General features: G+C 62.9%; 25 protein-coding genes. 8 read left to right on the forward strand and 17 right to left on the reverse strand.

The window, feature by feature from the left end:
- Nucleotides 1–144: 144 nt before the first annotated feature.
- On the forward strand, nt 145–1026 hold the full coding sequence (locus tag AC2ETI_RS01695) for a peptidylprolyl isomerase (RefSeq protein WP_070796917.1): 882 nt from the start codon (nt 145–147) through the stop codon (nt 1024–1026).
- Nucleotides 1026–1838 carry a peptidylprolyl isomerase gene (locus AC2ETI_RS01700; RefSeq protein WP_370627687.1) on the forward strand — a complete coding sequence of 271 codons (813 nt, stop codon included), beginning with the start codon at nt 1026–1028 and terminating at the stop codon, nt 1836–1838. Before AC2ETI_RS01695 ends, AC2ETI_RS01700 begins: the two co-directional genes overlap by 1 nt.
- Before the next feature lie 52 nt (nt 1839–1890).
- On the opposite strand, the gene AC2ETI_RS01705 is transcribed toward AC2ETI_RS01700, so the two are convergent.
- From AC2ETI_RS01705 to AC2ETI_RS01750, 10 genes are all read right to left on the reverse strand, one after another.
- The gene (locus AC2ETI_RS01705; protein ID WP_029255290.1) at nt 1891–4302 is read right to left on the reverse strand and encodes a RelA/SpoT family protein; all 2412 of its coding nucleotides are present in this window, start codon (nt 4300–4302) and stop codon (nt 1891–1893) included.
- Nucleotides 4303–4400: 98 nt separating this feature from the next.
- A complete protein-coding gene (locus tag AC2ETI_RS01710; RefSeq protein ID WP_019748305.1) occupies nt 4401–4979 on the reverse strand; it encodes an adenine phosphoribosyltransferase in 579 nt (192 codons plus the stop codon).
- On the reverse strand, nt 4976–6706 hold the full coding sequence (locus tag AC2ETI_RS01715) for an ABC transporter substrate-binding protein (RefSeq protein WP_211916771.1): 1731 nt from the start codon (nt 6704–6706) through the stop codon (nt 4976–4978). Before AC2ETI_RS01715 ends, AC2ETI_RS01710 begins: the two co-directional genes overlap by 4 nt.
- A gap of 2 nt (nt 6707–6708) precedes the next feature.
- Entirely contained in the window at nt 6709–7932 is a 1224-nt protein-coding gene (gene secF / locus AC2ETI_RS01720; RefSeq protein ID WP_019748303.1) for a protein translocase subunit SecF, read from the reverse strand.
- Entirely contained in the window at nt 7929–9650 is a 1722-nt protein-coding gene (secD, locus tag AC2ETI_RS01725) for a protein translocase subunit SecD (RefSeq protein WP_029255288.1), read from the reverse strand. Before secD ends, secF begins: the two co-directional genes overlap by 4 nt.
- 220 nt (nt 9651–9870) lie before the next feature.
- Complete coding sequence (yajC, locus tag AC2ETI_RS01730) at nt 9871–10218, reverse strand: preprotein translocase subunit YajC (RefSeq protein WP_019748301.1); 348 nt, start codon at nt 10216–10218, stop codon at nt 9871–9873.
- Nucleotides 10219–10356: 138 nt separating this feature from the next.
- Nucleotides 10357–11454: a Holliday junction branch migration DNA helicase RuvB gene (ruvB, locus tag AC2ETI_RS01735; RefSeq protein ID WP_019748300.1), complete on the reverse strand. Its 1098-nt coding sequence runs from the start codon at nt 11452–11454 to the stop codon at nt 10357–10359.
- A complete protein-coding gene (gene ruvA / locus AC2ETI_RS01740) occupies nt 11451–12050 on the reverse strand; it encodes a Holliday junction branch migration protein RuvA (RefSeq protein ID WP_007732953.1) in 600 nt (199 codons plus the stop codon). Before ruvA ends, ruvB begins: the two co-directional genes overlap by 4 nt.
- Nucleotides 12047–12616 carry a crossover junction endodeoxyribonuclease RuvC gene (gene ruvC / locus AC2ETI_RS01745; protein ID WP_020907638.1) on the reverse strand — a complete coding sequence of 190 codons (570 nt, stop codon included), beginning with the start codon at nt 12614–12616 and terminating at the stop codon, nt 12047–12049. The genes ruvA and ruvC overlap by 4 nt, the downstream gene beginning before the upstream one ends.
- 125 nt (nt 12617–12741) lie before the next feature.
- On the reverse strand, nt 12742–13494 hold the full coding sequence (locus AC2ETI_RS01750) for a YebC/PmpR family DNA-binding transcriptional regulator (protein ID WP_007732951.1): 753 nt from the start codon (nt 13492–13494) through the stop codon (nt 12742–12744).
- A gap of 145 nt (nt 13495–13639) precedes the next feature.
- Here AC2ETI_RS01750 and AC2ETI_RS01755 point away from each other — a divergent pair, with 145 nt between their 5' ends.
- Both AC2ETI_RS01755 and AC2ETI_RS01760 read left to right on the forward strand, forming a co-directional pair.
- Nucleotides 13640–13996 carry a GntR family transcriptional regulator gene (locus AC2ETI_RS01755; RefSeq protein ID WP_003943322.1) on the forward strand — a complete coding sequence of 119 codons (357 nt, stop codon included), beginning with the start codon at nt 13640–13642 and terminating at the stop codon, nt 13994–13996.
- Nucleotides 13993–14913 carry a hypothetical protein gene (locus AC2ETI_RS01760; RefSeq protein ID WP_019748298.1) on the forward strand — a complete coding sequence of 307 codons (921 nt, stop codon included), beginning with the start codon at nt 13993–13995 and terminating at the stop codon, nt 14911–14913. Before AC2ETI_RS01755 ends, AC2ETI_RS01760 begins: the two co-directional genes overlap by 4 nt.
- Nucleotides 14914–14943: 30 nt before the next feature.
- On the opposite strand, the gene AC2ETI_RS01765 is transcribed toward AC2ETI_RS01760, so the two are convergent.
- Together AC2ETI_RS01765 and AC2ETI_RS01770 are read right to left on the reverse strand one after the other, a co-directional pair.
- Nucleotides 14944–15645, reverse strand: a complete 702-nt coding sequence (locus AC2ETI_RS01765; RefSeq protein ID WP_019748297.1) for a GAP family protein — start codon at nt 15643–15645, stop codon at nt 14944–14946.
- A gap of 1 nt (nt 15646) precedes the next feature.
- The gene (locus tag AC2ETI_RS01770; RefSeq protein ID WP_003943331.1) at nt 15647–15847 is read right to left on the reverse strand and encodes a hypothetical protein; all 201 of its coding nucleotides are present in this window, start codon (nt 15845–15847) and stop codon (nt 15647–15649) included.
- Nucleotides 15848–15958: 111 nt separating this feature from the next.
- Between AC2ETI_RS01770 and AC2ETI_RS01775 the strand changes: the two genes are divergently transcribed.
- Entirely contained in the window at nt 15959–17173 is a 1215-nt protein-coding gene (locus tag AC2ETI_RS01775) for a sensor histidine kinase (RefSeq protein ID WP_483633483.1), read from the forward strand.
- Entirely contained in the window at nt 17128–17805 is a 678-nt protein-coding gene (locus tag AC2ETI_RS01780; RefSeq protein WP_483633484.1) for a response regulator, read from the forward strand. Before AC2ETI_RS01775 ends, AC2ETI_RS01780 begins: the two co-directional genes overlap by 46 nt.
- Nucleotides 17806–17830: 25 nt before the next feature.
- On the opposite strand, the gene pdxT is transcribed toward AC2ETI_RS01780, so the two are convergent.
- Both pdxT and tesB read right to left on the reverse strand, forming a co-directional pair.
- Nucleotides 17831–18436 carry a pyridoxal 5'-phosphate synthase glutaminase subunit PdxT gene (pdxT, locus tag AC2ETI_RS01785; RefSeq protein ID WP_003943308.1) on the reverse strand — a complete coding sequence of 202 codons (606 nt, stop codon included), beginning with the start codon at nt 18434–18436 and terminating at the stop codon, nt 17831–17833.
- On the reverse strand, nt 18436–19287 hold the full coding sequence (gene tesB / locus AC2ETI_RS01790; protein ID WP_046378507.1) for an acyl-CoA thioesterase II: 852 nt from the start codon (nt 19285–19287) through the stop codon (nt 18436–18438). The genes pdxT and tesB overlap by 1 nt, the downstream gene beginning before the upstream one ends.
- Before the next feature lie 35 nt (nt 19288–19322).
- On the opposite strand from tesB, the gene AC2ETI_RS01795 reads away from it, so the two are divergent.
- The gene (locus tag AC2ETI_RS01795; protein WP_257207950.1) at nt 19323–19988 is read left to right on the forward strand and encodes a nucleoside/nucleotide kinase family protein; all 666 of its coding nucleotides are present in this window, start codon (nt 19323–19325) and stop codon (nt 19986–19988) included.
- Nucleotides 19989–20038: 50 nt separating this feature from the next.
- Here the strand turns inward: AC2ETI_RS01795 and AC2ETI_RS01800 are convergent, their stop codons facing one another.
- Together AC2ETI_RS01800 and AC2ETI_RS01805 are read right to left on the reverse strand one after the other, a co-directional pair.
- On the reverse strand, nt 20039–20860 hold the full coding sequence (locus tag AC2ETI_RS01800; protein ID WP_019748291.1) for an acyl-CoA thioesterase: 822 nt from the start codon (nt 20858–20860) through the stop codon (nt 20039–20041).
- A gap of 114 nt (nt 20861–20974) precedes the next feature.
- Nucleotides 20975–22483 (reverse strand): HNH endonuclease signature motif containing protein, encoded by a 1509-nt coding sequence (locus AC2ETI_RS01805; protein WP_483633485.1) that lies wholly within the window; start codon nt 22481–22483, stop codon nt 20975–20977.
- A gap of 196 nt (nt 22484–22679) precedes the next feature.
- Between AC2ETI_RS01805 and AC2ETI_RS01810 the strand changes: the two genes are divergently transcribed.
- Nucleotides 22680–23156: a RidA family protein gene (locus AC2ETI_RS01810; RefSeq protein ID WP_046379901.1), complete on the forward strand. Its 477-nt coding sequence runs from the start codon at nt 22680–22682 to the stop codon at nt 23154–23156.
- A gap of 98 nt (nt 23157–23254) precedes the next feature.
- On the opposite strand, the gene pdxS is transcribed toward AC2ETI_RS01810, so the two are convergent.
- Nucleotides 23255–24163, reverse strand: coding sequence for a pyridoxal 5'-phosphate synthase lyase subunit PdxS (pdxS, locus tag AC2ETI_RS01815; protein ID WP_483633486.1), 909 nt, complete (start codon nt 24161–24163; stop codon nt 23255–23257).
- Nucleotides 24164–24187 lie beyond the last annotated feature (24 nt).

Here is a 24187-nt window from a genome sequence, read left to right on the forward strand (position 1 = left end):
CAGCCTAAGCTGCTGCCCCGCCAGTAAGTTCTCAGGTTGCAATGGGAGACTCTGACGACGAGTAGAGCCGCTTGCCGAAGCCGACCCCAGGGTGTCGCTCGGCGGGCCGACCACGATCCACCCGCGATACGGAGGACTACAGCAGTGCCGAGTAACGAGCAACGCCGCGAGGCGGCGAAACGCAAGCTCGAGCGTCAGCTCGAACGTCGCGCAGAACGTGCCCGCAAGCGCAAGCAGATGACGATAGCCGGAACTGCGCTCGGCGTGGTCGTCGTAGTCGGTGTCGTCGGTGGACTCATCTGGTTCAGCAATCGCAGTGACGACGACGCGAACACCACCAACACTGCTGCCGACGATTCGAGCCTCACGCCGCAGACCGCGGGTGCAATGCCGGCCGGTCTGTCGACGCCGCTGGCCGACACGGTTTCCTGCTCGTACCCGGCTGACGGCGCTACCGCGTCCAAGGCCAACAACCCTCCTCGTACCGACGGGATTCCCACCACCGCGCCGGACGCGACGCCGAGCATCAGCGTCGAGACCTCGCAGGGAAACATCGGGCTCACGCTCGACGGAACGAAGTCTCCGTGCACGGTCAACAGCTTCGTGAGCTTGGCGCAGCAGGATTACTTCAACGACACCACCTGCCACCGCATGACGACGAGCCCCTCGCTCCAGGTTCTGCAGTGCGGTGACCCGTCGGGCACCGGCTCCGGCGGACCGGGCTACGGATTCGACAACGAGTTCCCCACCACGGCGTACGCCACCACCGACCCGGCAGCGCAAGAGCCAGTCACCTACGCGCGCGGCACGGTTGCGATGGCCAACACCGGGACACCCGGTAGCAACGGCAGCCAGTTCTTCCTCGTCTACGGCGACTCACAACTCCCGCCGCAGTACACGGTTTTCGGCACGATCGACGAGACCGGTCTCGCCACTTTGGACAAGGTCGCGGCCGGCGGATCGACACCAGAGGGTGACGGCAAGCCGAATCTGACCACCGACATCAAGACAGTAAGGCTCGACTGATGCGACGTAATCCTGTGATGCGCTTTCCTGTAGTTATTGCCGCTGCAAGCGCCGCAGCGCTGCTTCTGGCTGGTTGTTCCAGTGATTCCGGTAGCTCGGACTCGCCGTCCAGCACCTCCAAGGCGAAGACGACAACGGCTGCCATGCCGCCGCTCGACATGTCACAGTTCGACGCACTCCCGCCTGTCCCGACTCCGGCGTCGGCGACTGTCGACTGCTCGTACCCGAGCGCGGCGGGCGCTGCAAAGACCGTCAATCCGCCGAACTCCACGGGCGTGTCCACCGAGGGAACCGTCAACGTCGCGCTCACGACTACGGCCGGCCCGATCGGGATGGAACTGAATCGCGCAGCAGCCCCCTGCACGGTCAACAGCATCGTGAGCCTGACCGAGCAGAAGTATTTCGACGACACCCCGTGCCATCGACTCTCGACGATGCCTGGTCTGCAGATTCTCCAATGCGGCGACCCGTCGGGTAAGGGCACGGGCGGACCGGGGTACCAATTTGCAAACGAGTACCCCACGACCACATACGCTGGGAACGACCCGGCGCTGTCGCTGCCGGTCGTCTACCCCCGTGGCACTCTGGCGATGGCTCATTCGTCCGTACCTGACAGCAACGGCAGCCAGTTCTTCCTCGTCTACGAGGATTCGATGCTGCCGCCTGACTACACGGTTTTCGGCACCATCGACGACGCCGGCCTGGCGACGATCGAGAAGATCGCAGCCGACGGCGACGACGGAGGCATGGGCGCAACCGGTGGCGGCGCACCCAACACCCCGATCACCATCGAGACTGCAGTAGTCGCCTGACCGACTGTGCGCCTTTATTAACCGCCCGCGGTTAATAAAGGCGCACAGCAGTTTACGAAGCAGAGGTCACGCGGTAGACGTCGTAGACGCCTTCCACATTGCGAACCACGTTGAGCACATGACCCAAGTGCTTCGGGTCGCCCATCTCGAAGGTGAACTTGCTGATCGCCACTCGGTCACCTGAGGTGGTGACCGAGGCCGACAGGATGTTCACTTTCTCGTCGGCCAACGCCTTGGTGACGTCGGAAAGCAACCGATGACGATCGAGCGCCTCGATCTGGATCGCGACCAGGAACACCGACGTCGCTGACGGTGCCCATTCGACGTCGATGATTCGCTCGGACTGATCGTGGAGCGAGTTGGCGTTGGTGCAGTCGGTACGGTGCACGCTCACCGCCCCACCGCGCGTGACGAAGCCCAGAATCGAATCGCCCGGAACCGGCGTGCAACACTTTGCGAGTTTTGCCACCGTGCCGGGTGCTCCGGGAACCAGAATTCCGGAGTCACCCGTACTGCGGGTGCGCACCGGCATGGTCGACGGCGTCGAACGCTCGGCCAGTTCCTCCTCGACGGCGCCGACGCCGCCCAGATGAGCAACCAGTCGCTGCACGACGTGGTGCGCAGACACCTGGCTCTCGCCTACCGCCGTGTACAACGCCGAGACGTCGGGATAACGAAGTTCATGCGCGATCGTGCTCATCGATTCGGCATTCATCAACCGCTGCAACGGAAGTCCCACACGGCGGACTTCCTTCGCGATCTGATCCTTGCCGGACTCGAGCGCCTCTTCGCGGCGTTCCTTCGCGAACCACTGACGGATCTTCGCCTTGGCACGCGGCGAGACGACAAACGTCTGCCAATCTCGGCTCGGCCCGGCGGTGGCAGCCTTCGACGTGAAGACCTCCACCACTTCGCCGTTTTCGAGAGTTCGTTCCAGCGCGACCAACCGGCCGTTGACCCTGGCACCGATGCATCGGTGCCCGACCTCGGTGTGCACCGCGTACGCGAAATCGACGGGAGTCGATCCGGCAGGCAACGTGATCACGTCACCCTTTGGCGTGAAGACGAAGATCTCCTTGACCGCGAGGTCGTAACGCAACGATTCGAGGAACTCCCCCGGATCGGCCGCTTCACGTTGCCAGTCGAGTAGCTGACGCATCCACGCCATGTCGTCGACCTCGGCGATGTCGCCCGCGTGCTTGCCCTTGGTCTCCTTGTACCGCCAGTGCGCGGCGATACCGAACTCCGCGGTCCGGTGCATGTCCTGGGTCCGGATCTGGACCTCCAGGGGCTTGCCTTCCGGTCCCACGACGGTGGTGTGCAGTGACTGGTAGACGCCGTAGCGCGGCTGTGCGATGTAGTCCTTGAAGCGTCCGGCCATCGGCTGCCACAGTGAGTGGACAACGCCGACCGCGGCATAACAGTCACGCACTTCTTCACACAGGATGCGGACGCCGACCAGATCGTGGATGTCGTCGAAATCGCGGCCCTTGACGATCATCTTCTGATAGATCGACCAGTAATGCTTGGGCCGGCCTTCGACGATGGCGTTGATCCGCGAGGCGGACAGAGTCGAGTTGATCTCGGCGCGAACCTTGGCCAGATAGGTGTCACGAGAAGGCGCGCGATCGGCGACCAGTCGAACGATCTCGTCATACTTCTTCGGGTGCAAGATGGCGAACGAGAGGTCCTCGAGTTCCCACTTGACGGTCGCCATTCCAAGTCGATGTGCAAGTGGCGCAATGACTTCGAGAGTCTCTCGCGCCTTACGTGCCTGCTTCTCGGGCGGCAGGAATCGCATCGTGCGCATGTTGTGCAGACGATCCGCGACCTTGATCACGAGCACGCGCGGGTCCCGCGCCATCGCGATGATCATCTTGCGGATGGTTTCGCCCTCGGCGGCGGTGCCCAGAACGACCTTGTCGAGTTTGGTGACTCCGTCGACGAGGTGAGCGACCTCGTCACCGAAGTCCTTGGTCAACTCTTCGAGTGAGTACCCGGTGTCCTCGACGGTGTCGTGCAGCAGGGCTGCGACGAGGGTGGTGGTGTCCATACCCAACTCGGCCAGAATGCTTGCGACGGCCAACGGATGCGTGATGTACGGATCGCCGGACTTGCGACGCTGGCTCGAATGTCTGTCCTCGGCGACGTCGTACGCACGCTGGAGCAGCGCGAGGTCGGCCTTCGGATACAGCTCACGGTGGAGGCTGACCAACGGCTCGAGCACCGGGCGGATGGTGGCGTTGCGCTGACCGGTGATGCGCCGAGCAAGCCGAGCGCGCACCCTACGGGAGGCGGAAGCGGGCACGGCCAGGTTCTGCCCACCCCGATTGCCGGCAGTTTGCGCAGATCCCGAATCGTCGGGCACCGCGGACTTCGATGGTGTCGTCTCCGGAGCCGGATCTGCACCCGTCTCCTGCGACACTGCACCCGAGTTCTGTGATCGATCAAGATTCGACGTCATGTCGCCACCTCCTACCACCGAGTTGGTTGAGGCAACCGCCCTGCATCGGGTAATTGCCCTGGAGGTCTAACTCGACCCCCAGGAGACAACTTTAATACTCAGACCTTCACCAGGGATGTCAGTGGGTACTTCAAGAAGCGATCTCGACCGCGCAGTTCCTCGATCTCGAGCACCACTGCGACGCCGACGACGTTCGCTCCACCCAACTCAACCAACTGTACAGCCGCCTCGAGTGTCCCTCCGGTAGCCAGAACGTCGTCGATCACCAGAACATTCCGCCCGGTGAGATCGAAGCCGTTTGCGGGGATCTCGAGAGTCGAGGATCCGTACTCGAGGCTGTACGAACGAGAGAGTACCGGCGGCGGCAGTTTGCCGACCTTCCGCACGGCCACCACCCCAGCACCCATCTTCGCAGCCGCGCCGGCACCGAGCAGGAACCCGCGAGCATCGACGGCCGCAATCGTGTCGGCGTCCGGAGCACAGGCGACAAGGGCGTCGAGCACGGCCCCGAACCCCTCGGCGTCGGCGAACACCGGAGTCAGATCGGCGAACCGAACCCCGGGCCCGGGAAAGTTGTCCGCCCAACGGGTCAGCCGAACAACGGCGTCTCCGGCAGCCCGGTGGATTGCGATCAATTCTTCAGGCGTGTGCAAGGCAACACCATTCGAGACGCTCATCTGCGTAATACCCATCTGTCCATGTTCCAGCCGGTAGCGGCCCGAGTCGGATTGACCAACACCGCCGACATGCCTGGAGCTACAGCGACAGTTCGTAGTTGATTGAACAGTGGAATCGTAGGCACCTGGGTCCACAGGATGTTCTCCGCCTCCACCGAGAGTCCCAATTGCGCACTGGTGCTCGCATCCACGTTCAACTGATCGATGATCTGATCGATCCGTGCATTTCCGTACGTACCGAGGTTTGCGCCGTTGCCCGATCGCAACGCTCCGCGCGCGTCGATCATGCTCGCTGTTCCGCCTGCCCCGACTTTGCCTGCCATGCCGGAAAGCACAGCGTCGACTCCCCCGGACTGCAGACTCGCAGGATCGAAGCTGTCGGTACTCGCGTCCTCGATCGTAATTCCCGCCGGAGCACACGCGGCTTTCGCTTCAGAGACGATCTGCGCCCGCACCGGGTCAGGTGCGAGGTACCCGACCCGGACGGTCAACTGGTCGAGATCGGCTTCCGACAACGACGTCTTCGCGGCATCGACGTCGGCATTGGCGTACCGGTCACCGTCGACCGCAGCGGCGTCGCTGTACACGAGTGAATCCGGCGCCATCAGTCGCGAATCGACCACGCCGGAACCCAGACCAGCCTGCGGCGCGTTATCCGTCTGCCCGAACTTCTCGAACAGAGTTGTCCGCGGAACACAATGCGCGAACGCTCGACGGGCGGCTTCGTCGCCCAGCGAACCAGACGTCGCGAGAACGAACTGCTCGATCGACCGCGACGGAATCTGTTGGACGTCGAACCCGGACGGAGTACCGAGCTCGCCGGCCGACCCGGAAGCGACGTCGACGACCTCGATCGAGTTCTTGTCGAGATCCTCGGTCAGATTCACACCACGTGGCCAGACGACGATGCGATCGGTCGCGGGCTTGTTGCCCCACCACCGCTCGTTCGCGACCAGCACCAGGCCGTCGTCGGCGCTGTACGAGTCGATTCGATACGGACCAGCGGAAGGCAGTACGGAGGTGTCCACCTGACCTGGAGTCAGGTTCCACCCGGTGTTCCAGAAGTCGGCGATCTTCGACAACGCTTCGGTGTCACCGGCATTCACCGCGCTCACCACGTCGCCGACTCCGGCGCGCTGCGTCACGATGTGTGAAGGCATCAATGCAGTCGCACCGAACAACGACCGCCAATCGGTGAACGATCGCCCGGGCTTGAAGAAGACAGTCGCGTCCTTCGACCCGCTCTGGCAGTCGATCCGGTCGATGTCCGCGTAACCGAGATTGTTCGCCGTGTCGAACATGGGCTTCACCGCACCATCGACGTCTTTGGTGAACTTGCCACTCGACGCCGCCCAGGTGAGGACCAGATCGTCACAGGACATCGGAATCCCGTCGGAGTACACCGACGCCGGATTGAGCTTGTACGAGACCGTGAGCACGTCACCGGGCAACTCCGACGCCGTGCCGATGTCGGTGTCCGACACAGGAGCACCGGCCGGACCGGTGAACGTGAAGCCGGGAAGCACCCGGCCGAACGCGGCCATCGCCCCGGACACCGATCCAGCTGTCGTGTTGGCGTTGTACGTGGAGATGGAGTTGTCGATGGCATATCCGATGGACGGAACCTGCTCGGCGCTTTCCGAGCAGGCCGCCAACGAACCGGCAGCCACAGCGGTGGCCGCAACGAACGTCATCGATCGAGCCAGTGTGCGTGTTCTTGGGAGCATGTTCAGTGCCCCTTCTTGTTTCGCTTTCCGGTCGGCCGCACACCCGGCTGCGGAGCAACCGGCGCACGGCGTGCAACTGGTGCGCCGACGGCAACCGTCTGCGTACCCTTCTCGGCCAGAGTAGCCCGGCGCGAGAGCACCTTACGAGTGTGCGCGGCAACGGGTCCCCAGCGTTCCTTCATCGACACCAGGAGCGGCGTCGCGAAGAAGATCGAGGAGTACGCACCCACGATGATGCCGACGAGCTGAACCAGCGCAAGGTCCTTGAGCGTGCCGACGCCGAGCATCCAGACCGCGACAACCATCAGAGCGATCACCGGGAGCACACTGATGACGGTCGTGTTGATCGATCGCATCAAGGTCTGATTCACCGCGAGGTTGGCCTGCTCGCCGTACGTCCGGCGCGTCAGATGCAGAACACCGCGTGTGTTCTCTTCGACCTTGTCGAACACCACCACTGTGTCGTACAGCGAGAAGCCGAGAATGGTGAGCAAACCGATCACCGTCGCGGGCGTCACCTCGAAACCGACGAGCGAGTAGACGCCGGCAGTGACGATGATGTCGAAGAACAACGCGACAATCGCGGCTACCGCCATGTCCCGCTCGAAGCGGATGGCGATGTAGATACTCACGATCACCAGGAACACAATCAGCGCGATCAGCGCCTTCTTGGTGATCTGGCCGCCCCAGGTTTCACTCACGTCCGCAAAACTGATGGCCTGCGCCGACGGGTTCCCGTTCTTGTCCTTGGGCTGGAACTCGTCGAAGAGCGCCGACTGCAGATCGTTGATCTGCGTCGCGTTCAACGTCTCCGACCGAATCTGTACGGTGGCGCTGGCACCCGAGCCGACCGTCTGCACGCTGACCGGCTCGAACCCGAGTGTGTCGGAGTAGACGGTTTCCACCTCCGACGTCTCGACTCCACCCTCGGCCGGGAACTGAATGCGCGATCCGCCCTCGAAATCGATACCGAAGGTGAAGCCGCGCAGGATGATGCTGAGCAGCGCAATGGCGACCAGAGCGCCGGTCAGTCCGTAGTAAAAACGACGCCTGCCGACGACCTCGAACGCACCCGTTCCCGTGTACAGCCGCGAGAGCCAACTGTGCTTGGGCATCGCGCCCTGATCGACGCCGGAGTCGGTGATCTCCGACCGGGCTGCGGCATCGGCGGACTCGGCCGAGGAACTGTTGTTGGGCCCCACCGGGGAGTTGTTGGACTCGCTCATGCTCGTGTCTCCTTAGCCGACGCAGCGGCGGCAACCTTACGTTCGCGGGCAACCTCTTGCACTGCGCCGAGACCGTTGACGCTGGGCTTGGACCAGAACGCCGAACGGGACGCCATACTGACCAGTGGCCACGTCACGAGGAACACGACAATCACGTCGAGGATGGTGGTCAGACCCAAGGTGAAGGCGAAGCCTCGCACCTGTCCGACCGCCAGCACGTACAGAACTGCAGCGGCGATGAAGCTCACCGCGTTGCCGGAAAGAATTGTTCGGCGCGCTCGCGCCCAACCGCGTGGCACCGCGGAGCGGAAGCTACGGCCCTCACGCATTTCGTCCTTGATGCGTTCGAAGAACACGACGAACGAGTCGGCGGTCATACCGATACCGATGATCAGACCAGCCATGCCGGCCAAGTCGAGTGTGAAGCCGATGTATCTGCCGAGCAGAACCATGATCGCGTAGACCATGACTCCGGAGAGGATCAGCGACAACGCCGTCAGGACGCCGAGCATCCGGTAGTAGACGAGGCAGTACAGCAGAACGAGAACGAGACCGACCGCGCCGGCAATCAATGCCGCCTGCAGTGAGGCCAGGCCGAGCGTTGCCGAGACCGTCTCGGCCTCGGAAGCTGCGAACGACAGCGGAAGCGAACCGTACTTCAGAGTGTTGGCAAGTTCTTTGGCGCTCTCCGCAGTGAAACTGCCCGTGATCGAGGTCGCGCTACCCGCAGGCGTTGCACCTTGAATCGTGGGGGCGCTGACGACCTTCGAGTCGAGCGTGAACGCTGCCTGCTTGCCGATGTTGGCTGAGGTGAACTCGGCCCAGGTGTTGCTGCCGGTCGTCTTGAACGAGAGGCTGATCTCGTGGCGCGACTGCTGCGAGTTGAAGACCGAAGACGCGTCGGCAATCTCCTGGCCGTCGATGATCGAAGGACCGAGAAGATAGATGTTCAGTCCGTCTTGCGAGCACGCGACCAGCGGAAGAGTCGGGTCGTCGTTTCCACGGAGCGGATCCGCGACGGAGCAGTCGAGGTTCGCCACTGCTTGCTGCTGCACCGTCGGATCGCTGCTCTGTCGGAGGGCGCGCGCTGCGGCGATTTCCGCTGCTGCTGCGTCGCCTTCGTCGGTGCCGTCACTCGATGCGTCCACGGGGGGAGCCGGTGTTGTCGTCTCCGGCGCCGGGGTTGCCTCCGGAGTGGTCGGGTCCTGAGCCAGGAACGGGCGGTTCTGCGGCGTCTGGGTCCCGTCGGCCGGCGCCTCGGGAGCCGGAGCATCAGTGGCCGGAGTTTCAGCCGCTGGCACCTCTGGGGTAGCTGTCCGGTTCGCGTCACGGGTGGCGACGTCGATCGAACCCGTCACCGGGCGGATGTACAGACGGGCGGTCTGGCCGAGCGAGCGAGCCTGCGCACTGTCGTCGCCGGGAACGGTGATGACGAGGTTGTCACCGTCGACGACGACCTCGGAGCCGGAAACGCCGAGACCGTTGACGCGGGTCTCGATGATTTCCTGAGCCTGCTTGAGACTGTCCTGACTGGGAGCGCTGCCGTCCGGGGTACGAGCGGTCAACGTGACGCGCGTTCCACCCTGCAGGTCGATGCCGAGTTTCGGCGTGGCCGACTTGTCTCCAGTGAAGAACACCAGGGCATACAGTGCCACCACCAGGACCCCGAAAAGGGCCAGGTAGCGGACCGGATGCACCGTTCCGGTGGAAGGTGCCACGATCTTTAAGTCTCCTCAGTAGGTGCAGAGCTTCAGTAAATGCAGGGCTCGGGCGGTCGACGACCACCCGAGCTGCGGCGTTCGAACTGCAACGATTGATCAACGGGATGAACTGAGCTGCTGGTGAAAGAACTACTCCGATGAAAGAACTACTACAGACCAACCGATCTGGACGTGTGTCCGAGTTCACAACTCTAGAACACGTGCCAGGTCGACGAAGTCAGGACTCCTTGGTGAGCCGGATTTCGGTGTCAGCAGCTGATTCTTCGATCTCGGAAACCGAGTCGTCGTCGTACTCGTCGGTTTCGGTCGTCTCGACAACGCGCTCACGGATGACCAGACGCGACCAGGTGGTGATGACACCGTCGGCGATCTCGAGGTCCACGGTGTCGTCGTCCAGAGAAGCAATCGTGGCATAGAGCCCGGCCGTGGTCTGCACTCGATCGCCGACCTGCAGCGAGTCCTGCATCTCGGAAGTGGCAGCCAAAGCCTTCTTCTGCTTGCGCATGCCCAGGAACATGGGCACCAGCAGTGCGAGGATCAAGAGTGGGAAAAGCAAACTCGACATGTGTTGATCAACCTCGGTTGTGTTGCACGTTTTACGCCGCGATGGTCCCGGATGGACCTACGCAATACACCAGTGTGCCATTAGTTGCTGAGGATTCCTGACAGATCGGCCGTTCAAGTAGGCCTTTCCAGTCGAAATTCACTCTCCGTTCGGATCGAACAACGTGGCCTGCGGTTCGTTGACACGAACCTCGATACCGCCCGCTGCGGCATCCGGCGGCGGTGTCATTCCGAGTTGAGTCCAGGCAGCGGCGGTAGCCACGCGTCCTCGCGGCGTCCGGGCGATCATCCCGGCCCGGACCAGGAACGGCTCGCACACTTCTTCCACCGTCGACGGTTCCTCGCCGACGGCCACCGCAAGCGTCGACACGCCGACGGGCCCGCCGCCGAACGACCGCACCAACGCACTCAGTACGGATCGGTCGAGACGGTCCAAGCCCAACTGGTCCACGTCGTAAACAGCCAAGGCCGCCTGAGCGACGTCCATGGTGACGATTCCGTCGGCGCGCACCTCGGCGAAGTCGCGAACCCGGCGCAGCAATCGGTTCGCGATACGCGGCGTCCCCCGCGAGCGTCGTGCGATTTCGGCGCCGGCGTCAACTTCGAGATTGACGCCCAGAATTCCGGCCGAACGCATCAGAATCTGTTGCAGCTCTTCGGGTTCGTAGAAATCCATGTGAGCGGTGAACCCGAAGCGGTCGCGCAACGGACCGGTCAGCGCACCTGACCGCGTAGTCGCACCGACCAGCGTGAACGGTGCAACCTCCAGAGGAATCGACGTGGCACCCGGCCCCTTACCGACGACGACGTCGACACGGAAGTCTTCCATCGCCAGGTACAACATCTCCTCGGCCGGACGAGCGATTCGGTGAATCTCGTCGATGAACAGCACGTCACCCTCGACGAGGTTGCTCAGCATCGCGGCCAGGTCTCCGGCGCGTTCGAGCGCCGGTCCGGACGTCAACCGCAGAGAAGAGCCCAACTCCCCCGCGATGATCATCGCCATCGACGTCTTGCCGAGCCCGGGGGGACCGGACATCAGGATGTGATCAGGTGTGCTGCCGCGAAGTTTTGCTCCGGTGAGCACGAGCTGCAGTTGTTCGCGAACACGGGGTTGCCCGATGAAGTCGTCGAGACTCTTGGGGCGCAAACTCGCTTCGACATCGCCGTCTCCCGCCACCAATTCGGCAGAGACCTGCGACTCGTCGTCGAAATCGTCGATCGGGTCGAAGTTCATCGAGTCTTACCGAGCAGCGACAGAGCAGAACGCAGTGCTACCGACGTAGTGGCCTCGGGCGATTCCGCCAGGACCGAATCCGTGGCCTGCTCGGCCTGCTTGATCGGGAAGCCCAGACCTTCGAGAGCCTCGACGATCTGATCACGGATCGAACTGCCGACGACGACACCGGACGCCGCGCCGGCCGTCGTCGCGACGGCGTCGACCTTGTCGCGCAGTTCGACGACCATGCGCTCGGCGCCGCGTTTCCCGATACCGGGGACCCTCGTCAACGCCGTCAGGTTGCCTTCCGAGAGTGCCCGCCGCAATGCGTCCGGTTCGAGCACTGCAAGAGTTGCCATCGCCAGGCGCGGTCCGACTCCGGAAACCGTCTGCAAGAGGCTGAACAGGTCCTTCGACTCGGTATCGGAAAAACCGTAGAGCGTCATCGAGTCTTCGCGAACGATCATCGTCGTGAACAGTCGCGCTTCGCTTCCCCGATGCAGTGCACCGAGAGTCACCGGGGTGGCATTGACCCGATAGCCGACACCTGACGCTTCGATGACCGCATGGTCGAGTGCAATATCGAGTACCTCGCCGCGTACCGACGCGATCATCGTGAACCTGCCTTCTTCATCTCGGCCAATTTTGCCTGATACTTACGCATTTGTTCAGCGGCCATCGCCTCGGCGCGGGCCATTCGCTCGATCATCGGTGCTCGCCAGCAGTGACAGATCGCGAGCGCCAGAGCGTCAGCGGCGTCAGCCGGTTTCGGCGCCGTCTTCAAGTTCAGGATTCGCGTCACCATCGCGGTGACCTGCGCCTTGTCGGCGTTACCGCTGCCGGTAACGGCGGCCTTCACCTCGCTGGGCGTGTGGAAACACACCGGGATGCCGCGTCTGGCGGCAGCAAGCGCGACAACTCCGCCTGCTTGCGCCGTGCCCATCGCGGTACTGACGTTGTGCTGCGCGAATACACGCTCGATCGCGACGACCTCCGGCTTGTACTGCTCGATCCACAGTTCCGCCGCATCGGAGATCCGCAGTAGCCGAGACCCGAGGTCCATCTCGGGCGGGGTCCGCACCACGTCGACGGCAATGGGGCGCACTTTCCTGCCGTTGCTCCCGTCGACCACACCCAACCCGCAGCGAGTCAAGCCTGGGTCCACTCCGAGCACGCGCACTTTGTCACACCTCTCCATACCGAACAGCTGTTCGATAGCTTAGCGGTGCGCGGGCGTACTGCCCCGCATCAACACGCAACCCGGCCGAGACGCGGACGTCAGGGCCGGGTTGAGTTGAAAAGCAATCAGTCTTCGAGAGCCGCGAGAACTTCGTCGGACAGATCGATGTTGGTGTAGACGTTCTGCACGTCGTCAGAGTCTTCGAGCGCGTCGACGAGCTTGAAGATCTTGCGTGCGCCGTCGACATCCAAGGGAACCTCGACGGAAGCGCGGAAATCGGCTTCAGCGGAGTCGTAGTCGATGCCGGCTTCCTGAAGTGCCGAACGGACGGCAACCAGATCCTGTGGCTCACTGACGATTTCGAAGGTTTCACCGAGATCGGTGACTTCCTCGGCACCGGCGTCGAGCACAGCCATCAGGACGTCGTCCTCCGACTGGCCGTTCTTCTCGAGCGTGACGACGCCCTTGCGAGCAAACAGGTAGGAGACGGAACCCGGGTCAGCGAGGTTGCCACCGTTACGGGTCATCGCGGTGCGAACTTCACCGGCTGCGCGGTTGCGGTTGTCGGTGAGGCACTCGATCAGAACGGCGACGCCGTTGGGTCCGTAGCCCTCGTACATGATGGTCTGCCAGTCTGCGCCGCCCGCTTCTTCACCGGCGCCGCGCTTGCGCGCACGCTCGATGTTGTCATTGGGAACAGACGTCTTCTTCGCCTTCTGGATGGCGTCGTACAAGGTGGGGTTGCCCGTGGGATCGCCACCGCCGGTTCGTGCCGCCACCTCGATGTTCTTGATCAGCTTCGCGAAGGATTTGCCACGACGTGCGTCGATCACAGCCTTCTTGTGCTTGGTGGTGGCCCATTTTGAGTGGCCGCTCATGCGATTCAAGCCCCTTTCCTGCTGCGTTGCGCACGCCGAATGCGCGTCTTTCAGCTCTGCCGATGTTACCCGTCCCACGTCACAACGCGCTGCATCCCCCGACACGAATTAGTCAAACCGCGCATTGTTTGCATAGAATGCAAACATGTTGGTCCGAATAGATCACGCCTCCACAACTCCACTAGCGGAGCAGATTGCAGCCGGGGTTCGTGGCTCGGTCATCCGCGGTGAGATCGGACCAGGTGACCGCCTGCCGTCCGCTCGCGCTCTCGCCGAGTCGATCGACGTCAATCTCCACACGGTTCTTCGTGCGTACGCAACACTCCGCGACGAAGGCCTGATCGACCTCCGACGCGGACGTGGCGCCGTCATTCGCGCCGAATTCGACTCGGGAAGAACAGCTCTCAACGAATCTGCGCGCGAGTTCGTACGGCAGGCCCGCAATCTCGGACTCGACACTGCGCACATGCTCGACCTCATCAAGGAGACCAGCACACAATGACGACCAGCAAGATCCGACTCTGGACAGCAGCTTCGCTGACTCTGATCCCGACCCTGATTCTGGTTCTCGCACGCTTCGCGTGGGGTGACCGCCTACCCGAGACCGTCGCGAGCCATTGGTCCGGATCGACCCCGGACGGGTTCAGCACCACGACGACGTTTTTCGCCATCGCACTGGTGATTTCACTGGTGGCTGTCGTTTGCGCCTGTGTCGTCGCGGCCCGTTCGAGCGACAACGCGCCCTTGTTTCTCGCCGTAACCTCGATCTCGAGTGCGACACTGGCGACGATCTGGATTCTGAGCGTCGCCTTGACGATCGACGCCGGGTCGCCGGAAGACGCGCGTATCGGCTGGTGGATTCTTGCGCCGATCGCGGCGGTACTCGTAGGAGTTCTGGCATACGCGCTGCCTGACCAGCAACGAAGCGGCCCGGAGTCGCCACTGCCAACCCCGACGCTCGACACTCCGCTGACGGCCTCCGAACGTGCAGTGTGGGTCGGGCAGGTCCGCAGCGTCTGGCCGTGGATCGTTACCGCCGGCCTCGTAGTTCTCGTGATCGCGACTGCCGCGTACTCGGATTGGTGGGTTGCCGTGATCCTGGGTGTGTCCACCCTCGCCGTCACAGCATTCGCGTCGGTCACCGTTCGCGTCGACCGTCATGGTGTCGGCATCAGTTCCTGGGGCGTTCGATGGAAGAAGATCCCCATCTCGAAGGTGAAGTCCGCATCAGTCGACGCGATACGTCCGGCCGAATGGGGTGGATGGGGTTACCGAATGACACCGCGCGGAACAGCCGTCACGCTCCGCTCGGGTGAGGCCATCGTGGTCACTCTCGAGAACGGACGACTGTTCGCCGTAACCGTCGATCACCCGGAAGACGGTGTGAAGCTGATCAATTCGTTGGTTCAGGCTGGTTGATTCACGAACAACGTCAATTTACGAACAACGTCAATTCACGAACAACACGGCAGCGGCATTGCCGGCGAGGTAGAAGCCGGCAATGCCGAACACCCAACCCATCGCGCTGTCGCCGTGGCGTGAGATGAACGAGTCCACCCCGCTCAGCGGCTTGTCCAGTCGGTCGCCGGCCACGATCCGCCCGCACAACAGAAGCACTGCCGGAGTGGCCATGATCAGGCAGTATCCGGCAAGTATCGACGCAGACGTGACTGCGGACAGCCCAGCAGCGGTGATCATCGCGATCGCCGCCAAGTAGGGCAGCATCGTCACCAATTCGGCGGTCCCGGCAGCAATTGCCAGAAGTACAACACTTCTCGCGGAACTGGCCGAGCCGAGCACCCGCTCTCGCCAAACATGGGTTCGATCGGCTTGACCGGATGTGCGCCTCTTCTCGGAATCGAATCGAAAGCTCCACGCGAACAACGCGATACCGAGTATCAACTGCGCACCGCGGGCGGCGGGGGTTTCGAGCAGCGGGGCGACGACAGGCATACCTGCCCGTGCCGTCGTCCAGACTGCCACCCCGACAACAAAATAGAACGTCGTGATGACCACCAGATACGTCAGCAGCCTGCGAACCTGCGGTCGTCCCGGCATCAACAACATCCAGACCGGGACGACCAAAGTTCCGATGCTCGTACTGTCCAGCAGGGCGAGCCCGCCCAGCGTGGTGAGCAGGACGAGTTCCACGTCAGTCGTTTCGGCGCTCGGGTATCGCTGTCTCCCTCGTTCGGACTGCATTCACGATGTCGAAGGCACCGATGATCGCGAGGATCACGCCGAGTGGTCCGCCGCGAAACCAGAAGAACTCGGCGTCACGCGCGAACAGCCACAGACAGCCGCCACCGACGACCAAGAGAATGCCGATCATCAACTCGAAGCGAATTTTCATACGTCGAGCCTGTCTTCTCTATCGAATCCGCACATCAGCCATCGGAACAACGCCGACCTCATCATTTGGTATGACAAGTCAGGCGCCCCGATGTGCTCTGATAAGTCTGTGGTGACCAGAAGTCGGAGTGTCGGCAAGTGGAACGATCCGCTCATCGCCTTCGGCCTGTTCGCGATCGGGGTACTCCTCTACCTGGTCGGCCTGTACCAAATGTGGACCGATGTCGGAGGTGTCGCCGAGGTTCCCGCCGGGGTTCGGATCGGGATGCTGGCTCTGCTGTGTGCGATCGACTCGTTCCGGCGGGTGCGTCCGGCAACAGCTTTGGCGGCGGGGGCCGTCGTCGTCGCGGTCGACGCCGCCCTGGGACCCACTCTGCCGATGTGGCTGGTCCTCTCGGATCTCACCTACGCCGCAGTTCTGTACGGGACGGCGCGGCTGGGCCGAGTGGTGTGTTCTCTGACCGCGGTGACGGTTGCCGCGCTCACCGCACTCGTCTACCTGTCCACCCAGGACGTCCGCGCTGCGGCTGGGGCAGGCGTGGTGACGGCACTGTTCTTCGGTACCCCGGTGTGGTGGGCACTGGTCATCCGTCGACAAGTCGAACTGACCGAGGCCGAACGCGAGCGTTCCAGAGTCCACGAAGCACTCGCCGCTCTGGACCGCGAGGCCGCAGTCGCTCACGAACGAGCAACCATGGCGCGCGATCTGCACGACGTCATCGCAAGCCACCTCTCCGCCATCGCAATCCATTCGGAGGCGGCACTGTCCACCTCAGCTCTCTCCGGTGAACGGGGCCAACCAGACGACGGCTTGAGGGAGATGATCGGAGCGATCAGATCGAGCAGTCTCGCGGGCCTTTCCGAGATGCGGTCGATGATCGAACTGCTCCACGCCGGGGACGACGAGACCCCGGACCCGCGTTCCTCTCCCCCGCGGCTGACCGAGTTGCCCGTCGTCCTGGACGCAGTTCGGGCAGCCGGCGGCACTGTGCACGTTGCGATCGACGTCGATGCTGCCGACTTGCCGAGCGTGGTCGATCACACGGCGTATCGGATCACCCAGGAAGCCTTGACCAACGCACTCAAACATGCGCCCGGTGCGCCGATCTCGATGTCGATCTCTTTCCAGCACAATGCATTACAGGTCGAGATCCGAAACCCCGTCGGTCCCGACACATCCCATCCGCGGGCAGGAACGCGCGGACTTGCAAACATGCGTCACCGCGCCGAGCTGCTGGGCGGTTCACTCGACGCACTTCCGGTCGACGGAGAATGGACGGTATGCGCGCAACTACCGGTCCCCGCACCGAACGGAACGGATCGGTGATCACCGTCGCCCTGGTCGACGACCACGCCGCGATCCGCTCCGGCCTGGCGATGATCCTGCGGCAGCACGACGACATCGATGTCGTTGCAGAAGCCGGTGACGGAGCGTCGGCGATCACCGTCACCCGCACGCATCAACCCGACGTCGTACTCATGGACGTCCGGATGCCAGGCACCGACGGCATCGAGGCGACGCGTCAGATCATCGGGACGACCCGCAGCCGGGTTCTGGTGTTGACCACCTTCGACCTCGACGAATACGTCTTCGCGGCCCTGCGCGCCGGCGCGTCGGGATTTCTGCTCAAGACTGCGACCGCGGACGAGCTGACCAGCGCTATCCGCAACGTCGCGGCCGGAGATGCAGTGCTCGCTCCTCGCGCGGCGCGTGCACTGATCGGCGAGTTCGTTCAGCGTGCACCCAAACCCACCGAACCGCTGGGATTGAGCGAGCTCACCGATCGTGAACGCGAGGTGCTCGCGCTGCTTGGGACGGGTATGTCCAATGCCGAACTGTCGCGTGAACTCGGTGTCGGTGCTCCGACGGTGAAGTCTCATGTGTCACGAGTTCTGTCGAAGTTGCACCTCACCTCACGCGTCCAGGCGGCGATCCTTGCCCGCGAACTGGAGCTGTAGGTTCGGCCGAGGCTGGCTACTCGAGTTATCCGCGAACCAGATCGACGAACATCTCGTGCACTCGACGGTCACCGGTTACCTCGGGATGGAAAGAAGTGGCGATCACCGAGCCCTGCCGAACCGCGACGATCCGGCCCGCGGCCTCCCCCGCGGCGGCGGGAACCTGCGCAAGGACCTCAACGCCCGGTCCAACTCGCTCCACCCACGGCGCGCGGATGAAGACGGCGCGGATGGGATCTCCGATGATGCCCTCGAACTCCAGGTCTGACTCGAAAGAATCGACCTGTCTGCCGAAAGCGTTGCGGCGCACCGTCATGTCGATGGCGCCGAGATGTTCGGCGTCCGGCCGGGTGTCGAGTACCTCGCTCGCCAGCAGAATCATGCCGGCACACGAACCGTAGGCCGGCAGACCGCCGCGAAGACGCTCACGCAGCGGATCCAACAGTTCGAACACCTGCAGAAGCCGGCTCATGGTGGTGGATTCGCCACCCGGAATCACGATTCCGTCTACCTTGTCCAGCTCCTCCGGCCGTCGGACACCCACGGCATCCGCACCCGAATCATCAAGTGCAGCAAGGTGCTCGCGAACATCACCCTGGAGGGCGAGTACACCGATCAACGGACGCGTCATCACACAGTTCCTGTCTTGTTCTCACGGCTGTCGGGTTCGCGTTCCAGACGCGTCAAACCCTCCTGAACCACCGCTGCCACCATGTTGCCATCGCGATCGTAGATACGCCCCTGAGTGAGCGCGCGACCGAAACCTGCCGACGGCGATGTCTGGTCGTAGAGCAACCACTCGTCGGCCCGGAACGGACGCAGGAACCACATCGCGTGATCGAGCGAAGCAGTCTGCGTTTTCACGCCCCGGTGCGGGACTTTCGAAGTTCCGAGCAGGGTCATGTCACTGAGGTACGCAAGCGTGCAGATGTGCAACAGCGGACGATCCGGCAGAGCCTCGCGGTAGCGCATCCACACGCGCTGTTGTGCGGCGAGATCCGGCGCTGACGCACTCTGCTCGGCCGGCACAATTCTGATGTCCCAGTTCTTCCACTCTTGGTAGAACTGGGATTCCGCCAACTTGGGGACGGTCTGCGCGTCCTGCAAGTCCTCCGGCGCCGGAACGGAAGGCATCCGATCCTGATGCTCGATACCTTCGTCCTCGACGTGGAACGAGGCCGACATCGTGAAGATCGTCTTACCGTCCTGGACTGCGTTCACCCGGCGGGTGCAGAACGAGCGCCCGTCGCGGATGCGGTCCACCAGGTAGACCGTCGGAATCTTCGGGTTGCCCGGGCGCAGGAAGTATCCGTGCAACGAGTGCACGTGGTAGCTCTCGTCGACGGTACTCACGGCAGAAACCAACGACTGCCCGGCAACCTGCCCGCCGAACGTCCGCTGAAGTGCGGTGGGATGGACCGCACCACGGAAGATGTCCTTCTCCAGGTGTTCGAGCGCGAGGATCTCCTCGATACCAACCATGAGTCCTCCGGAAATAGACCGCCGCAGTGGGCGCGATGACGGTTCACAATATCGCCTCGGCGAGCGGGCACGGCACCATGGTGGGCGTGAGCACATTCATCCCGTCCACTCCCCTCGCCCTGGCCGAGCAGATCGCAACGCTGAGCGGATCATTTCCGTCGGTGGCAGTAGTAGCGATCGACGGACCTGATTGTGCGCAGCCGTCTCGGCTCGCGGAACTGGTCCGGGCCGCCGTCGAGTCGCACAGCAGGCCGAGTGCTGTTGTGTCACTGCACGACTACGTGCGGCCGGCTTCGCTGCGATACGAGTTCGGTCACGAGGATGCGCTGAGTTACCGCACCATCTGGTTCGACTATCCGGCACTCGATCGTGAAGTGATCACCGCTGCCCGCACCAAACGAGCGTTCTTGCCGAAACTCTGGGACGAACCCACCGATCGATCGGCTCGCTCGACCCGCGTCCCCGTCCATGAGCGCGCGGTCATCGTGATCGCCGGTCCGATGTTGCTCGGGCGTGGGCTGGAGTTCGACGTCAGCGTCCGCCTGGACATGAGCGAACCTGCCATGCGACGGCACACTCCGGAGGCGGATCTGTGGACCGTCGACGCACTCCTCGAACACCGCTCAGAGGTGTCCGAGGAGGTCGATTTCGAGGTCAGGTACGACCATCCGGCCCGGCCTGCGGTGCGGTCTCGCCCGTGAAGGTCTCACTGCGATTGATCTCACTTCAGGCGACCTCACTTCGGCCTACCTCACTTCGGGCGATACAGCCTGGTCAGGCCTTCCTGGACGACTGCAGCAACCATGTTTCCTCGGCTGTCGAAGATTCGTCCCTGCGTCAATGCGCGACCGAAGCCCGCTGACGGCGACGTCTGGTCGTACAACAGCCACTCGTCGGCCCGGAACGGCCGCAGGAACCACATGGCGTGATCGAGCGAGGCGCTTTGCATGGCGACGTCCATGTGAGGGCCTCGGGAAGATCCGAGCAGCGTCATGTCGCTCATGTACGCAAGCGTGCACACGTGAAATACCGGGTCGTCCGGGAGAGCCTCGCGGGAACGGAACCATACTTGCTGCTGTGCGGCAGCGCCTGGACGTTTGTTGATGTCGGCCTTCGGCACCATCCGGAGGTCCCAATCGGACCACTCGCGAGCCAACCACGCAGTCTCGGGATCTTCCGAATCCTGGGCGATGGCCAAGGTCTCGGGGTCAGGGACCGGTGGCATCTCGTCCTGGTGCTCGATGCCTTCGTCTTGGACGTGGAAGGATGCCGACATCGTGAAAATGGCTTGCCCGTCTTGAATTCCGGTGACCAAGCGGGTCGCGAACGATCGACCGTCCCGAACACGATCGACCAGAAAAACGGTCGGCTCCATCGGATTGCCCGGACGCAGGAAGTATCCGTGCAACGAATGAACTGAATAGGCCGGATCGACCGTGCGTACCGCCGACACCAATGCCTGGCCGGCGACCTGGCCGCCGAAAGTGCGGGTCAGGGTGGTCTCCGCGATGATTCCTCGAAAGATGTCACGCTCGAGGCGTTCCAACTCCAGAATTTCTTCGATCCTCGCCATCGATGCTCCACATCTTCCCGTGTACCGACGTCTACCGACCTTCACACAATGCCTGACGCACCCCCGGCCACCAAAGTGGGCATCCGAAAACACTGAGCGACGGGGCGCATCGACTCAGAATGGCGGTGGATCGTCTCCGCCGTCGAAGGTCCTCCTCTGTGCCTTCTTCATCCGCCGGTGCATCCGTATCCGCTGACGCCGGCGTTCACCCCGCACACGAGAGGCCTTGTTCTCCAGACGTGTGCGCCGACGCCGACCACCCTCGGGCAGTACAGGCTCGAGCATTCCCGCCAGCAGACCTGACGGCCTGGTTCGGTAGCAATGTCCGGTCGGCGAGGTCAGCATGACACTCCGGTCCGGGTTCGAGGTGTGCAACCACTGACCGGAATGCTTGAGGCGGTGATGGTTTCGACAATACGCACTCATATTCGACGCCACGGTCTTTCCGCCACGAGTGGGATCGCGATGATCAAAGGGCTCAGTGTGATCAAGATCTGAATTCCATGCAGCGACATCGCAGTGCAACCACTGGCAGCTTCCTGCGATCACCCGCACCCAGGTGTCGAGGACAGCGCCGGGGCGGTAGACCGACGCCGAAGGAACAACGGGCGGAGGTACTGGCTCGCACTCACCGGAAGACTCGAGCGCGGCATCGACTGGTACTTTCACCTTCCGAATCAGCGCACCCGCGGCGATGTCACGCGCATGCTCTGCACTGATCACTCCATAACCGTCAAGGTGAGCGGGTTCGTCTGCACCTGGTGCGTCACCGCCCTGAAGCGTTGATTCCAGCATGACCACGTGAACCAACGGCCGACGCACCACGACAATCCCGCTTCGATCTTGTGGGCAATCGTCCCGGCCGCAATCGCACGGCAGAATCGTCGACCCGGATACCAACGCTCCTAATGCGTCAGCTCGTCGTTGCTCGTACTTACGGGAATCGTGTCGACACACCGACATTGCCAACTCCCGCAACCGACGGTCGAAAGCCCGTGCTTCCTCCGCCGGAATACTCCCCAATATCCGCGCCATTCCGTCCTCGGCAGCGCTCACACCCACGAACCGATCAGCCAGGGCGCGGCGTCGACGTTCGCGTATCCCCTCGGGATCCACCACGGCGACGATCCGGTCGATAGCCGCTGTCAATCGGCGACCGGTCAAGCCAGTACCGCCAGGCATCGGTGGCGCCGAGATCTTTTCGAGGAGTTGCCGTTCCACCTCGTCGATCAAATCGTCGGCTACGTTGGCCGTAGCGGAGTCGATCAATCCGACTCGGTACAGATCCAGTTCTCCGCGCGCCATGGCGGCACGCGTGCGATGGAGGCGAGTCTTGAGAGAAAAGCCGAGACCGATCAACTTTCCCGCTGCGGCACGGCCCATGGTCAATGCCGCGCCGAGCTCGGCCTCAGCCAGTTCGTGAGCGGTAGACGACCAAGCACCGTTATCAGTGTGGTCAGCGCTGCGACGCTCGAAAAACTCGGCAATGGCAGCCAGTTTCCGTTCCACGAGCATCGATTCGCGCGCATGCAGATCGGCGATGAGATCGATGAGGGCGCAGTCGGATTCAGCACCGGACAGCTGCGCTGCGGTACCCGAACTTCCTGCTCCGTCATCGAACATTCCTCAACACTATTCGAATATACGTTCGATATCCATGATTTCCAGGAATCAGTCCGAACAATCCCGAACGACCGAAAATCCACGGCCAATATCACCAAAAGTGATGGGGTGGGCGCAAATACGACTTGGACTTGCGGTCATCGACGATGACAGACTCGAACACCATTCCCGGACAAAAGAACCCATTGAGGAACCGATGAACGACGCAAGTACCTGGACCGCACGACTCGCCGCACTCGACCTGACCCTCCCGCCTGTTGCCACCCCCGCAGGCTCATACCTTCCCGCCGTTCAGACGGGGTCATACGTCTACACGTCGGGGCAATTGCCGCTCGTCGAGGGCACTACGACGTGCATCGGCAAGTTGGGCGAGGGCGTCTCCGTCGAAGACGCCGCCCAGGCGGCGCGGTTGTGCACTCTCAACGGACTCGCGGCCGTTGATGCCTTGGTCGGTCTCGACCGCATCGTTCGGGTCGTCAAGGTCGTTGGATTTGTTGCTTCGGGATCCGGATTCTCGCAGCAACCCCAGGTGATCAACGGTGCGTCCGACCTGCTGGCCGAGATCTTCGGTACCGCTGGACAGCACGCCCGCTCTGCGATCGGCGTGGCCGAACTCCCCCGAAACAGTGCCGTCGAGGTCGAGTTCGTGTTCGAGGTATCGGACAGCATCTGACAGTCCGCCACACCCCGAAGGGCGGCGGTTGCCAATGCAACCGCCGCCCTTCTTGTGTGAAGACTTTCAGGCACTGAGCCCGGTCGTCGAACCTGCTGTCACCAACCGCGCTCTGCGAGGCGGTGTCCGACGGGCAGGTCGTCGACGTTGATGCCGACCATTGCCTCGCCGAGTCCGCGCGAGACCTTGGCGAGCACGTCCGGGTCGTCGTAGAACGTGGTGGCCTTGACGATTGCCTCAGCGCGCTGCTTCGGGTTGCCGGACTTGAAGATACCTGATCCGACGAAGACGCCCTCGGCGCCGAGCTGCATCATCATCGCAGCGTCTGCCGGGGTGGCGATGCCGCCGGCGGTGAACATGGTGACAGGCAGCTTGCCGGCCTTGGCGACCTCGACGACCAGTTCGTACGGGGCCTGCAGTTCCTTGGCGGCTACGTACAGTTCGTCCTCGCTCAGCGAGGTCAACCGGCGGATCTCGCCGCGGATGGTGCGCATGTGTGTGGTGGCGTTGGAGACGTCTCCGGTGCCGGCTTCACCCTTCGAGCGGATCATGGCCGCGCCTTCGTTGATGCGACGGAGTGCTTCACCGAGGTTGGTGGCGCCACACACGAAGGGAGCGGTGAACTTCCACTTGTCGATGTGGTTGGCGTAGTCGGCCGGGGTCAGGACCTCGGACTCGTCGATGTAGTCGACGCCGAGGCTCTGCAGGATCTGCGCTTCGACGAAGTGACCGATGCGTGCCTTCGCCATGACGGGGATGCTGACGGTGGAGATGATGCTGTCGATCATGTCCGGGTCACTCATGCGCGAGACGCCGCCCTGTGCGCGAATGTCTGCGGGGACCCGCTCGAGTGCCATGACGGCGACGGCGCCTGCGTCTTCGGCGATCTTGGCCTGCTCAGCGGTGACCACGTCCATGATCACACCGCCCTTGAGCATTTCAGCCATGCCGCGCTTGACGCGGGGGGTGCCGATGGCGGTGGTGGGGGCAGAGTCGGGGGTGCTCACAGCAAACTCCTGCAGTAGTGGCGT

The sequence above is a fragment of the Rhodococcus sp. MurmanLake-1 genome (assembly GCF_056945715.1).

Excerpts from the sequence above, each read along its gene's own strand:
- AC2ETI_RS01705 (WP_029255290.1), bottom strand. The coding sequence starts at position 4,302 with ATGACGTCGAATCTTGATCGATCACAGAACTCGGGTGCAGTGTCGCAG.
- AC2ETI_RS01795 (WP_257207950.1), top strand. The coding sequence starts at position 19,323 with ATGACGGTTCACAATATCGCCTCGGCGAGCGGGCACGGCACCATGGTG.
- AC2ETI_RS01715 (WP_211916771.1), bottom strand. The coding sequence starts at position 6,706 with ATGCTCCCAAGAACACGCACACTGGCTCGATCGATGACGTTCGTTGCG.
- AC2ETI_RS01700 (WP_370627687.1), top strand. The coding sequence starts at position 1,026 with ATGCGACGTAATCCTGTGATGCGCTTTCCTGTAGTTATTGCCGCTGCA.
- AC2ETI_RS01770 (WP_003943331.1), bottom strand. The coding sequence starts at position 15,847 with ATGAAAATTCGCTTCGAGTTGATGATCGGCATTCTCTTGGTCGTCGGT.
- pdxT (WP_003943308.1), bottom strand. The coding sequence starts at position 18,436 with ATGACGCGTCCGTTGATCGGTGTACTCGCCCTCCAGGGTGATGTTCGC.
- yajC (WP_019748301.1), bottom strand. The coding sequence starts at position 10,218 with ATGTCGAGTTTGCTTTTCCCACTCTTGATCCTCGCACTGCTGGTGCCC.
- AC2ETI_RS01760 (WP_019748298.1), top strand. The coding sequence starts at position 13,993 with ATGACGACCAGCAAGATCCGACTCTGGACAGCAGCTTCGCTGACTCTG.
- secF (WP_019748303.1), bottom strand. The coding sequence starts at position 7,932 with ATGAGCGAGTCCAACAACTCCCCGGTGGGGCCCAACAACAGTTCCTCG.
- ruvA (WP_007732953.1), bottom strand. The coding sequence starts at position 12,050 with ATGATCGCGTCGGTACGCGGCGAGGTACTCGATATTGCACTCGACCAT.
- AC2ETI_RS01755 (WP_003943322.1), top strand. The coding sequence starts at position 13,640 with ATGTTGGTCCGAATAGATCACGCCTCCACAACTCCACTAGCGGAGCAG.
- AC2ETI_RS01710 (WP_019748305.1), bottom strand. The coding sequence starts at position 4,979 with ATGAGCGTCTCGAATGGTGTTGCCTTGCACACGCCTGAAGAATTGATC.
- tesB (WP_046378507.1), bottom strand. The coding sequence starts at position 19,287 with ATGGTTGGTATCGAGGAGATCCTCGCGCTCGAACACCTGGAGAAGGAC.
- ruvB (WP_019748300.1), bottom strand. The coding sequence starts at position 11,454 with ATGAACTTCGACCCGATCGACGATTTCGACGACGAGTCGCAGGTCTCT.
- AC2ETI_RS01810 (WP_046379901.1), top strand. The coding sequence starts at position 22,680 with ATGAACGACGCAAGTACCTGGACCGCACGACTCGCCGCACTCGACCTG.
- AC2ETI_RS01750 (WP_007732951.1), bottom strand. The coding sequence starts at position 13,494 with ATGAGCGGCCACTCAAAATGGGCCACCACCAAGCACAAGAAGGCTGTG.
- AC2ETI_RS01780 (WP_483633484.1), top strand. The coding sequence starts at position 17,128 with ATGCGCGCAACTACCGGTCCCCGCACCGAACGGAACGGATCGGTGATC.
- AC2ETI_RS01800 (WP_019748291.1), bottom strand. The coding sequence starts at position 20,860 with ATGGCGAGGATCGAAGAAATTCTGGAGTTGGAACGCCTCGAGCGTGAC.
- AC2ETI_RS01805 (WP_483633485.1), bottom strand. The coding sequence starts at position 22,483 with ATGTTCGATGACGGAGCAGGAAGTTCGGGTACCGCAGCGCAGCTGTCC.